11 protein-coding genes are annotated in these 10,643 nt (G+C 65.1%); 9 read left to right on the top strand and 2 right to left on the bottom strand.

Annotated elements, in window-relative coordinates:
• Positions 1-15: 15 nt before the first annotated feature.
• The 9 genes from fliJ (at position 16) to fliR (ending at position 7,252) form a co-directional block, all read left to right on the top strand.
• Positions 16-465: a flagellar export protein FliJ gene (gene fliJ / locus F6X42_RS01950; protein ID WP_187632571.1), complete on the top strand. Its 450-nt coding sequence runs from the start codon at positions 16-18 to the stop codon at positions 463-465.
• Positions 466-526: 61 nt separating this feature from the next.
• Positions 527-2,059 (top strand): flagellar hook-length control protein FliK, encoded by a 1,533-nt coding sequence (locus F6X42_RS01945; RefSeq protein ID WP_187632570.1) that lies wholly within the window; start codon positions 527-529, stop codon positions 2,057-2,059.
• Between the two features lie 697 nt (positions 2,060-2,756).
• Positions 2,757-3,257: a flagellar basal body-associated protein FliL gene (gene fliL, locus F6X42_RS01940; RefSeq protein WP_187632569.1), complete on the top strand. Its 501-nt coding sequence runs from the start codon at positions 2,757-2,759 to the stop codon at positions 3,255-3,257.
• Positions 3,258-3,315: 58 nt separating this feature from the next.
• Positions 3,316-4,314, top strand: coding sequence for a flagellar motor switch protein FliM (gene fliM, locus F6X42_RS01935; RefSeq protein ID WP_187632568.1), 999 nt, complete (start codon positions 3,316-3,318; stop codon positions 4,312-4,314).
• Entirely contained in the window at positions 4,307-4,771 is a 465-nt protein-coding gene (gene fliN, locus F6X42_RS01930; protein ID WP_187632567.1) for a flagellar motor switch protein FliN, read from the top strand. Before fliM ends, fliN begins: the two co-directional genes overlap by 8 nt.
• Positions 4,768-5,310, top strand: coding sequence for a flagellar biosynthetic protein FliO (gene fliO, locus F6X42_RS01925; RefSeq protein WP_187632566.1), 543 nt, complete (start codon positions 4,768-4,770; stop codon positions 5,308-5,310). Before fliN ends, fliO begins: the two co-directional genes overlap by 4 nt.
• Positions 5,310-6,119 (top strand): flagellar type III secretion system pore protein FliP, encoded by an 810-nt coding sequence (fliP, locus tag F6X42_RS01920; RefSeq protein WP_187632565.1) that lies wholly within the window; start codon positions 5,310-5,312, stop codon positions 6,117-6,119. Before fliO ends, fliP begins: the two co-directional genes overlap by 1 nt.
• A gap of 34 nt (positions 6,120-6,153) precedes the next feature.
• Positions 6,154-6,423: a flagellar biosynthesis protein FliQ gene (fliQ, locus tag F6X42_RS01915; protein WP_187632564.1), complete on the top strand. Its 270-nt coding sequence runs from the start codon at positions 6,154-6,156 to the stop codon at positions 6,421-6,423.
• Positions 6,424-6,469: 46 nt separating this feature from the next.
• Positions 6,470-7,252: a flagellar biosynthetic protein FliR gene (gene fliR / locus F6X42_RS01910; protein ID WP_187632563.1), complete on the top strand. Its 783-nt coding sequence runs from the start codon at positions 6,470-6,472 to the stop codon at positions 7,250-7,252.
• Between the two features lie 75 nt (positions 7,253-7,327).
• On the opposite strand, the gene flgL is transcribed toward fliR, so the two are convergent.
• Positions 7,328-8,554 carry a flagellar hook-associated protein FlgL gene (gene flgL / locus F6X42_RS01905; protein ID WP_187632562.1) on the bottom strand — a complete coding sequence of 409 codons (1,227 nt, stop codon included), beginning with the start codon at positions 8,552-8,554 and terminating at the stop codon, positions 7,328-7,330.
• A gap of 11 nt (positions 8,555-8,565) precedes the next feature.
• Complete coding sequence (gene flgK, locus F6X42_RS01900; RefSeq protein WP_187632561.1) at positions 8,566-10,560, bottom strand: flagellar hook-associated protein FlgK; 1,995 nt, start codon at positions 10,558-10,560, stop codon at positions 8,566-8,568.
• Positions 10,561-10,643 lie beyond the last annotated feature (83 nt).

Genomic DNA, 10,643 nt, shown 5'->3' with positions numbered 1-10,643 from the left:
CCGAGGAGGCTGACGATGTCGAAACATTTTCCGATCAAGACGCTGATCGGTCTCGCGCAGGACGACGTGGACGCCGCCGCGCAGCGGCTCGGCCGCGCGCAGCGCGAGCGCCACGACGTGCAGGCGCAACTCGATTCGCTCGTGCAGTACCGCAATGAGTACTACGCGCGTTTCACCGAGAGCGCGCAGTCGGGCATGCCGGCCGGCAACATGCGCAACTTCCAGGCGTTCATCGACACGCTCGACACCGCGATCGAGCAGCAGCGCAACCTCTTCGCGGCGGCGAACGCGCGCGTCGAGGCGGCGAAGCCCGACTGGCAGCGCCACAAGCAGAAGCTCGGCTCGTACGAAGTGCTGCAGGCACGCGGCGAGGCGGCCGAGGCTAAAGTTGCCGCGCGGCGCGAGCAGCGCGACGCCGACGAACACGCGGCGCGGATTCTGCGCATGCGTGCCGAGGGCGCGTGAGGCGTTGCCTCGCGGCTAAAGCCTGACGGCACACCCGTTTGACGGATTCACAGGATTCCTTATGTCGCTCCTTTCACAGATCGGCTCACAACTGAGCTCGCTGCTCGACACGAGCGGCAATGCGTCGAGCAGCGCGGCCGCAAGCGCCGCGGTCAACTCGAGCCCGTTCGCGCAGACCTTGCGGCAAAGCATCGACCAGCAGAACAGCGCGAATCAACTGCAGACCAGTTCAGCGACGCCGTCGCAATCGTCGGCGTCGAGCGCGCCCAGTGCGCCGCCGCCCTCGCCCGCTCCGGCTCCCGCGCAGCACAGCGCGAGCAGCAGTCAGAGCGGCAGCGGTACGGCGAGCAACGGCGCGTCGTCCACGACGTCGACAACATCGACGACACAAACGCAGCAGGCATCGAACAGCCAGTCGGGCACGACGCAAGTGAGGCAGAAGGACACCAGGGCGCAGACCGACGCTGGCGCGCTTGCCGCCGCGGCGGCTGCCGCCCAGGCTCAGGCGCAAGCGCAGGCACAGGGCGCCGCGAACAACAACGCCGACGCGAGCGCGAGCACCACGACCGATGCCGCAAGCTCCGTCGCCGATGCGGTCAGCGCGCTGGCCGGCACGGCCGCGAACGCGCTCACCGGCACCGTCGCAAGCAGGAAAGGCGCGGTCGATCCGACGTCGCTGCAGGATGCGTTGCAGAGTGCGCTGTCCGCGCTATCGAGCGGCCAGGGCGCGGTGCCCGCGCAGGCGCTCGCAAGCGGCGCCGCCGCGAAGGCGGCGAGCGTGTCGAGCGCGGCGGGCGGTCTGGGCAACGCGAAGAGCGGTCTGAACGGCACAACGAGCGACAAGACACTCGCGAACGGCCTGTCCGGCGACGGCAAGAGCGCCTCGACGAGCCACACGACGGTGACGACGGCGACGGCCGCCGCGACCGCGCTGGCCGACCCATCGGCAGCGAAGTCAGCCGCCGATGCGTTGAGCGCCGCAGCCGCGACGGGCGGCCAGGCGGACAACCTCGCGTCGGCGCGCAGCGCGTCCGATGCGGCGAACGCCGCGCTGTCCGCGACGCAAGCGGCAGCCAACGCCGCGAGCACGACGGCGGCGGCGCAGAGCACTGGCAACGCGAGCGCGGCCGCCGCCGCGAACGCGCTGACGCCGCAGGTCGGCACGAGCGACTGGGAAGACGCGTTGAGCCAGAAGGTGGTGTTTTTGTCGAATGCGCATTCGCAGAGTGCCGAGCTGACGCTCAACCCGAAGGATCTCGGGCCGTTGCAGGTGGTGCTGCAAGTTGCGGATAGCCACGCGCATGCGCTGTTTGTTTCGCAGCATCAGTCGGTGCGGGAAGCGGTTGAAGCGGCGTTGCCGAAGCTTCGTGAGGCTATGGAGTCCAATGGGATTGGGCTTGGGAGTGCGAGTGTGAGTGATGGGTTTGCCCGGCAGAGTGGGCAGCAGCAGAAGAGCGCTGGCGCGGGTGGGTCAGGTGGGGGTGCCGGCCGTGGTGGCGGCTCGCTCGGCGGTGATGGTTCGGTGGACTCCGGCGAGGCCGTTTCTGGTGTTGCCGTGCGGCGGCAGGTTGGGTTGGTTGATACGTTTGCCTGAAGAGGCTTGGCTTTTTTCGTTGTTCTGGAGTTGTTGGCCTTTCCTTGCTTTGTTGTCGGTCTATTAGCGTTGCCCCTGTGCGGGGCGGCACCTACTTTCTTTGCTGCTGCAAAGAAAGTAGGCAAAGAAGACAGCTTTAAACCGCCAGCTCATAAGCGGGTCCCCCGGTCCGCAGGCGGCAGTGGTGCATCTGGAATCCGTGCTCCCGCACATTCGGCGCTAGTGACAACGCAGTCATCCTTCCGGCGGCGCTGCGCGCGCCGAAACCCCGTTCCAAAACCATCGGTTGGTTCTCCTGGCAGACCCGTCCGCGACGCACGCAGTGCGGAGTGGGAGCGGATGACGGCTTTGTCACCGAGGTGGAATGTGCGGGGACACCGACTCCAGATGCACCACTGCCTCACGCAGACCGAGGGACCCGCTTATGAGCTGGCGGTTTGAGCTGTCTTCTTTGCCTACTTTCTTTGCAGCAGCAAAGAAAGTAGGTGCCGCCCCGCACAGGGGCAACGCTAATAGACCGATAACAAAGCAAGGAAAGGCCAACAAGGCCAGACCAACAACCAGAACAAAGATAAAAAAAACAGCCAAAAACCTGAGATAACCAGAAATAGCCCTTCTTTTCGACCCATAGCGCCGCAGGCAAATCAACAACAATCACCCTAACCCTTACTAGGCTGGCAAAAAGCCAGCAACCCAAATGGCAACCACGACCGCCCCGCAACAAGCCGCGCCCGCTTCGCCGGGCCCCCTGAAGCGCATCATCCTGATCGTCCTCATTGCGCTGATCGCCGCGGGCGCCGCCGGTGCGGGCATGTGGTTCTTCATGTCGAAGCGCGCACCCGTCGCCGCATCCGCCGAAGCCGCGCCGGCGCCGGCCGCCGTGCCGCTCTTCTTCCCGCTCGAATCGATGACCGTCAACCTGCAATCGGACGACGGCCAGCAGCACTTCCTGCGCATCGGCCTCACGCTGAAGCTCGGCGACGCCGCCACTCAGCAGGCGCTCACCGATCACATGCCGGAAGTGCGCAGCCGCATCCTGCTCGCGCTGTCGAACAAGCACCCCGACGAGCTCGCGCCGCTCGAAGGCAAGCGCGCTCTCGCCAACGAACTGAAGACGCTGATCACCGAGCCGACCGACAAGAGCGCCGCACCGATCCGCGTGCAGGACGTCCTGTTCACCGAGTTCGTCGTGCAGTGACGTGACGTTGTCTAGCGCTGCCATCATCAATCGCCAAGGGACTCACGAGGAATAAGCAATGGGCCACGAAGAGTTCATGTCCCAGGAGGAGGTCGATGCCCTCCTGAAGGGCGTCACCGGCGAATCCGACACGGAATCCGAGCAAAGCGACCGCACGGGCGTGCGCCCGTACAACATCGCGACGCAGGAGCGCATCGTCCGTGGCCGGATGCCGGGCCTCGAAATCATCAACGACCGCTTCGCGCGCCTGTTGCGCGTCGGCATTTTCAACTTCATGCGGCGCTCGGCGGAAATCTCCGTCGGCCCGGTGAAGGTGCAGAAGTACAGCGAATTCACGCGCAATCTGCCGATCCCGACCAATCTGAACCTGGTCCACGTGAAGCCGCTGCGCGGCACGTCGCTGTTCGTGTTCGATCCCAACCTCGTGTTCTTCGTGGTCGACAATCTGTTCGGCGGCGACGGCCGCTTCCATACGCGCGTCGAAGGACGCGATTTCACGCAGACCGAGCAGCGCATCATCACGAAGCTACTCAATCTGACGTTCGAGCATTACGCGGCGTCGTGGAAGAGCGTGCGCCCGCTGCAGTTCGAATACGTGCGCTCGGAAATGCACACGCAGTTCGCCAACGTCGCGACACCGAACGAGATCGTCATCGTCACGCAGTTCTCGATCGAGTTCGGCTCGACGGGCGGCACGCTGCACATCTGCATGCCGTACTCGATGATCGAGCCGATCCGCGACGTGCTGTCCTCGCCGATCCAGGGCGAGGCGATCGACGTCGATCGCCGCTGGGTGCGCGTGCTGTCGCAGCAGGTGCAGGCTGCCGAAGTGCAGTTGACCGCCGACCTCGCGCAGGTGCCGGTCACGTTCGAACAGATCCTGAACATGCGCAAAGGCGATGTTCTGCCGATCAACATTCCCGAGCACATCACCGCGAAAGTCGACGGCGTGCCGGTGATGGAATGCGGCTACGGAATTTTCAATGGTCAGTACGCGTTGCGGGTCCAGAAGATGATCAGCGCAGCCGACACGATGAAGGAAGGTGGATATGAGTGACCTGAACGCAAAGCCCGAGAGCGATCTCGCGGCAGCCGAGCAACTCGCCGCCGGCGCGCTGTCCGCCGCGGACGAAGACGCGGCGATGGCCGACTGGGCCAGCGCGCTCGCCGAACAGAACGGCAACGACGAAATCAACCCGGCTGCGGGCGCCGTGTTCCAGCCGCTGTCGAAGGTCGCGCCGACCTCGACGCACAACGACATCGACATGATCCTGGACATTCCCGTCCAGATGACGGTCGAGCTCGGCCGCACCAAGATCGCGATCCGTAATCTGCTGCAGCTCGCGCAGGGCTCGGTCGTCGAACTCGACGGTCTCGCCGGCGAGCCGATGGACGTGCTCGTCAACGGCTGCCTGATCGCCCAGGGCGAGGTGGTGGTCGTCAACGACAAGTTCGGTATCCGGCTGACCGACATCATCACGCCGTCCGAACGCATCCGGAAACTCAATCGATGAAACGTTTGGCCGGTCGCGGCGTCCTGTTTGCGTTCAAGGCGCTCGCCGCGAGCGCCACGGTGCTCGGCGCGTCCACCGTCGCGCACGCCGCCGACATGAACGCGGTCAACAACGCCGCGAAGTTCGCGTCGGGCGTCGGCGCGGGGAGCGCGGTGCCGGCGCTCGGCGTCGGTGCGGTGCTGCAAACCTTTGTCGGGCTCGCGGTCGTCATCGGCCTCGTGTTCGGCTGCGCGTGGCTCGCGCGACGTTTCGGCCTGCAACCGGGCCAGCGCGGCGGCCTCGTGAAGACGGTCGGCGGCGCTTCGCTCGGCGGCAAGGAGCGCGTCGCGGTCGTCGAGATCGGCGATACATGGCTGGTGCTTGGCGCTGCGCCCGGCAACGTGCGGCTGCTGCATACGATGCCGGCGGGTTCCGTCGCGGCCGATACGGTTGCCGCTTCGCCCGCACCGCTTTCCGGCACCTTTGGCCAACGCTTTCGCGACGCCCTGAAAGGCGAAGTGGGCAAACGTTTCAACGCGCACGGCGGCGGGGATCGGTAATGCAGGTCAGTTTCAGGCAGTCAGGTGCTTTCCTCACGCTAGCGCGCCGTGTCGCGCGGGCGCTTCCCGCAGTGCTGCAACTCGCGCTGCCGGCATTGCTGTTCGCGCTGCCGACGCTATCGTTCGCGCAAACCGCCGGCCTGCCGGCCTTCACGACGAGCCCCGGCCCGAACGGCGGCACGACCTACTCGCTGAGCGTGCAGACGATGCTGCTGCTCACGATGCTGTCGTTCCTGCCCGCGATGGTGCTGATGATGACGAGCTTCACGCGCATCGTGATCGTGTTGTCGCTGCTGCGCCAGGCGCTCGGCACGACCACGACGCCGCCGAATCAGGTGCTCGTCGGTCTCGCGCTGTTCCTCACGCTGTTTGTGATGTCGCCGGTGCTCGACAAGGCCTATAACGAAGGCTATAAGCCGTTCTCCGAAGGCACGATCTCGATGGACCAGGCGGTGTCGCGCGGCGTCGCGCCGTTCAAGACCTTCATGCTTCGTCAGACTCGCGAAAGCGACCTTGCCCTGTTCGCGCGCATCTCGCATGCGGCGCCGATGCAGGGGCCCGAAGACGTGCCGCTGTCGCTGCTGGTGCCGTCGTTCGTGACGAGCGAGCTGAAGACCGGGTTCACGATCGGCTTCACGATTTTCATTCCGTTCCTGATCATCGACATGGTGGTCGCGAGCGTGCTGATGTCGATGGGGATGATGATGGTGTCGCCGGCGACGATTTCGCTGCCGTTCAAGTTGATGCTGTTCGTGCTCGTCGACGGCTGGCAGTTGCTGCTCGGCTCGCTCGCGCAGAGCTTCGTCTGATCGTTTTCCGACTCCTCGTTCGCAGGCACTCACGATGACACCCGAAGCAGTCATGACGCTGGCCCACGAGGCCATGTACATCGGCCTCATGCTGGCCTCCCCGCTGCTGCTCGTCGCGCTCGTCGTCGGTCTGCTCGTGAGCCTGTTCCAGGCCGCCACGCAGATCAATGAAACCACGCTGTCGTTCATTCCGAAGCTGCTCGCGATCGCGCTCACGCTGGTGATCGCCGGGCCGTGGATGCTGACCACGATGCTCGACTATCTGCGCCACACGATCACCAGCATTCCGACGCTCGTCAATTGAGCGCCGCTGGCACGTCGACGCACGCCCACCCTGCCCTGTTCGCCTCATGTTCACGGTCACCTACGCGCAACTGAACGTCTGGCTGACCGCGTTCCTGTGGCCGTTCGCGCGTATCGCCGCGCTGATCGCGACCGCGCCGGTGTTCGGCAATATGTCGCTGCCCTCGCGCGTGAAGATCGGCCTTGCCGCATTCACGACGATCATCGTCGCGCCGACGATCGGCGCGCTGCCGCAGGTCACTGTCTTTTCGGCGGCCGGCGTGTGGATTCTCGTCAATCAGTTCCTGATCGGCATCGCGCTCGGCGTGACGATGCAGATCGTGTTCCAGGCGATCGACGCGACCGGCTACTTCATCGGCCTCGGCATGGGGCTCGGCTTCGCGACCTTCTTCGATCAACAGGCGACCGGCTCGGGCGTCGTGATCTCGCGCTACATGACGACGATCGCGACGCTGGTGTTTCTCGCCATCGACGGTCATCTGCAGATGATCGCCGCGCTCGTGACGACTTTCCAGTCCGTGCCGGTGTCGGCGAACCTGCTCGCGCCGCATGGCTGGCAGACGCTCGCGAACTGGGGCGGCTCGATTTTTTCCGCGGGGCTGTTGCTCGCGTTGCCGGTCGTCGTCGCGCTGCTGATCGCGAACCTCGCGCTCGGCATTCTCAATCGCGCGGCGCCGCAGATCGGCGTGTTCCAGATCGGCTTTCCGCTGACGATGCTGGTCGGTCTGCTGCTCGTGCAGCTGATGCTGCCGAACATGATCCCGTTCTTCGTGCGGCTGTTCGATAGCGGCATCGATCAAATGGGGCGGGTCGCGGCGGCGCTGGGGTAACGCCGCGTAAATCCCGAACCATGGACAAAAAAAACCGGCTCGCGCCGGTTTTTTTACTGCTGTGCCGAAGCGGCATCAGTTGCCGATGTACTGGAACAGCGACATGCTCTGGATCTTCACGAACGCTTGCTGCGACGCCTGCAAGGCCGCCTGCTGCAGCGTGTACTTGCTGATTGTCTTGACCATGTCGGTCGAGGTGAGGTTCGCGAGATCGCTTGCCGTTTGAGTGGTGTTGGTCTGAGTGACCGTTTGCAGCGCCTCGACTTCCTGCTCGCGGCCGCCCACCGACGCCTGCACCGCGGTGATGTTGTTCAACGTGTTGGCAAGCTGCGACAGACCCGTGTTCATCGCGTTCTGCAGCGTCGCCGACGCCACGTCGTTGCCGCTCACCGGCTGCTGAAGCGCGGCGATCATCGCGTTCAGGTTCGCGAACACGTTGGTGCCTGCCTGGTTGGCCGGCTGCACGGTGAAGGTGTCGTTGGCGGCCGGCGTGCCGGTGATGTCGACGGTCTGGCCGCCGATCGTGATGTTCGAACCCGACGTGTAGGGCTGCGCCGTACCCGCGGTGTTGGTCGTCGTGTCGGTGACCGTGTAGGTCAACGAACTGCCGCTGCCGCTGAACTGGATCTGGTACGAGTCCGCGTTCGCCGCGTTGGTCGGATCGGTGATCGTCACCGGGCCGATCACGCCGGTGCCGGTGTTGGCCGAACTGCCCGAGGCGATCGGCTGCGCATTGGTCGCGCCGACGCTCATGAATACCGACAGCCCGTTGTCGCCGGTCGCGACCGCATTGCTATCGGTGACCTGCACGGTGCGCGAGCCGGTGTCGCCCGTATAGACGACGGTGCCGGCCGAATCGGTCGTGAAGGCCTTGGTCGCATTCTGGAAGCCGGCGAACAGCGCGTTGCCGGAGCCGTCGGTCGCGTTCGCATAGGTCAGCAGCTGGTCGCGCAGGCTCGTCAACTGCGCGGCGATCGCCTCGCGGTTGGTGTCGTTCAGCACGCCGCTGCCGACGCTCAGACCCAGCGTGTTCGCGCTTTGCAGCGTCGTGATGACGCTGGAGAGCGTCGAGTCCTCGGCCTGCAGCGACGACAGCGCGGTGTTCTGGTTCGTCGTGTACTGCGACAGCGCGGCCGCCGTCGAACTGAGCTGCACCGCCTGCGCGGCGCCGAGCGGATTGTCGGCGGCCGTGGTCAGGCTTTGGCCGCTCGAGATTTCCTGATAGATCTGCGACAACTGAGCCTGTTGGTCGCTCATCGTCGACACGTTCATGCTGAAGTACTGCTGGGTCGAAATTCGCATGGTTCAACGCCTTACGAGAAGATGCCAAGCAGAGTCTGGAACAACGTCTGCGCGGTCTGGATGACCTTGCTGTTGGCCTGATAGAGCTGCTGGTATTGAAGCAGGTTGGCCGCTTCTTCATTGATATTGACGCCCGACACCGACTGCTGCGCCGACGTGATCTGCGTGACGAGCGTGCTTTGCGCGGTCGCCGACGTCTGGATCTGCGTAGTCTGGTTGCCGATCGTGTTGACGTAGCTCGCATACGCGCCGGTCAGCGTCGAGGTGCCGCCGTTGAGCGCCTGCGCCGAAGTCAGGTTCGACAGCAGTTGCGCGTTGCGGCCGTCGTTGGTCGCGCCGGTGTTCGGACCGATCGTGAACGAGTCGCCATTGGCGGGCGTGCCGCTGAGCGTAACCGTCACGTTGTTCATCACGCCCGCGCTCGTCGCGTTGGTCGGGTTGGTGATCGTCAGCGTCGCGCCCGCGCTCGCCGTGTACGGCACCGCGGTCGTCGCCGCGCTGATCGTGTACGACGTGGACGGCGAACCGGCAACCGTCACCACCGAGCCGACCGGGAAGCCGGTGAGGCCGGTGCCGGCGGTGTAGGTGATCGTCGACTTGCTGGTCGGCGCGCTGTAGCCGGCCGATACCGTACCCTGCGTGATCGTCGCGCTGCCCGTGTTCGACGTCGAGGCCGACGCGAGCACCGGCGCCGCCGCCGCGATCGCCGAGGCGGACGTGGTGGTCAGCGCGAAGCCGTCCAGCGCGCCCCGGGTCGGCTCGACCGAGAACGAGTCGCCGGCCTTCATCGTGCCGCTCGCGACCGAGAACTGCAGGCCGCCGATCGGGTTGTTCAGGTTCGCCGCCGACCCGACGATGCCGCCGGTCTCGTTGTCGGTCAGCGTGTAGGCGCTGCCGTTGTACGACAGCGTGTAATCGCTCGTAGTCGGCTGGGCCGCGTTGGCGAACGACGCGCCGAGCGTCGCATTGCCGGTGTTCTGCGGGTTCGCGTACACAGTCGGCGAGCCGACGGTGAACAACGCGCCGCCCGCGGTGCCGTTCAGCGTGAGGCCGAGCTCGTTCTGCGCGTTGACCTGCGCGGCGAAGCTGGTCGCGATGGCGCCGAGTTGCGCCTCGGCCGGATCGAGCGTTTGCGAGCGGAATTGCAGCAGGCCGCCGAGCGTGCCGCCAGACACGCTCGTGTCGGACAGCGTCTGCGGGGTCGGCGCGGGCTTCGCGCCGGCCTGGCCGAGATACTGGACCGACAGCTCGCTCGGATCGCTCGTCGACGTCGCCGTGCCGAGGTTGAAGCTGTTGCCGGCCAGCACGAGCGGCTGTCCGTTCGACATGAACAGGCTATAGCTGCCCTTGTCCTGCACGACCGACACGCCGACCAGTTGCGACAGGTTCGACACCGCCTGGTCGCGCTCGTCGAGCAGCTGGTTCGGCGGCTGGCCCTGGTTGCTAGCCTGCGTGATCTGCGTATTTAGCGACGCGATCTGCGCGGTGTAGGTGTTGATCTGCTTGACCGCGTCGCCCAGCTGCGTGTTGACGCTCGAGCGCAACTGGTCGTACTGCTGGCCCGCCGCGTTGATCTGGTTCGCGAGCGTCTGCGCGTCGCTGATCGCGGTCTGCCGCGTCGACACGCTCGATGCGCTGTTGGCGACGTTCTGCAGGCCCGTGAAGTAGCCGCTGATCGCGCTCGCAATCCCCGAGGTCGGACTGCCGACGAGGTTGTTGAGCTCGGTGATCATCGTGTTGTACGCGGTGAGCGAGCTGCTCGACGACTGCGCGTTGTTCAGCTCGGTCGTCAGGTACTGGCTATACGAGCGCTGCACGGTGTCGGTGGAGACACCCATCGGCAGGTAGCCGGAGCCGGTATACGTTCCGCTCGTCTCCGAATACACCGGAGTCTCCACCGTATAGCCGGGTGTCGACGCGTTGCTGATGTTCTCACCAGTGGTCGTCAAACCCCATTGGGCCGCGTTGAGTCCGCTAAGGCCGATAGTCAACAGATTGCTGGACATGCGTCATCCTGAAGGGCGGCATCGCAGACATGCCACCGCGTTAGTGGAACATCCTCTTTAACGGCCCGCCGCGCAAAAAATTG

Source organism: Paraburkholderia podalyriae, assembly GCF_014397785.1.
Classification (GTDB): domain Bacteria; phylum Pseudomonadota; class Gammaproteobacteria; order Burkholderiales; family Burkholderiaceae; genus Paraburkholderia; species Paraburkholderia podalyriae.
This window is presented reverse-complemented; position numbering and strand designations above follow the sequence as displayed.

What these genes read in the sequence shown, in the direction of transcription:
- fliR (WP_187632563.1), top strand. Translation starts at nt 6,470, where the DNA reads ATGTTCACGGTCACCTACGCGCAACTGAACGTCTGGCTGACCGCGTTC.
- flgK (WP_187632561.1), bottom strand. Translation starts at nt 10,560, where the DNA reads ATGTCCAGCAATCTGTTGACTATCGGCCTTAGCGGACTCAACGCGGCC.
- fliN (WP_187632567.1), top strand. Translation starts at nt 4,307, where the DNA reads ATGAGTGACCTGAACGCAAAGCCCGAGAGCGATCTCGCGGCAGCCGAG.
- fliQ (WP_187632564.1), top strand. Translation starts at nt 6,154, where the DNA reads ATGACACCCGAAGCAGTCATGACGCTGGCCCACGAGGCCATGTACATC.
- fliM (WP_187632568.1), top strand. Translation starts at nt 3,316, where the DNA reads ATGGGCCACGAAGAGTTCATGTCCCAGGAGGAGGTCGATGCCCTCCTG.
- F6X42_RS01945 (WP_187632570.1), top strand. Translation starts at nt 527, where the DNA reads ATGTCGCTCCTTTCACAGATCGGCTCACAACTGAGCTCGCTGCTCGAC.
- fliP (WP_187632565.1), top strand. Translation starts at nt 5,310, where the DNA reads ATGCAGGTCAGTTTCAGGCAGTCAGGTGCTTTCCTCACGCTAGCGCGC.
- fliJ (WP_187632571.1), top strand. Translation starts at nt 16, where the DNA reads ATGTCGAAACATTTTCCGATCAAGACGCTGATCGGTCTCGCGCAGGAC.
- fliL (WP_187632569.1), top strand. Translation starts at nt 2,757, where the DNA reads ATGGCAACCACGACCGCCCCGCAACAAGCCGCGCCCGCTTCGCCGGGC.
- flgL (WP_187632562.1), bottom strand. Translation starts at nt 8,554, where the DNA reads ATGCGAATTTCGACCCAGCAGTACTTCAGCATGAACGTGTCGACGATG.
- fliO (WP_187632566.1), top strand. Translation starts at nt 4,768, where the DNA reads ATGAAACGTTTGGCCGGTCGCGGCGTCCTGTTTGCGTTCAAGGCGCTC.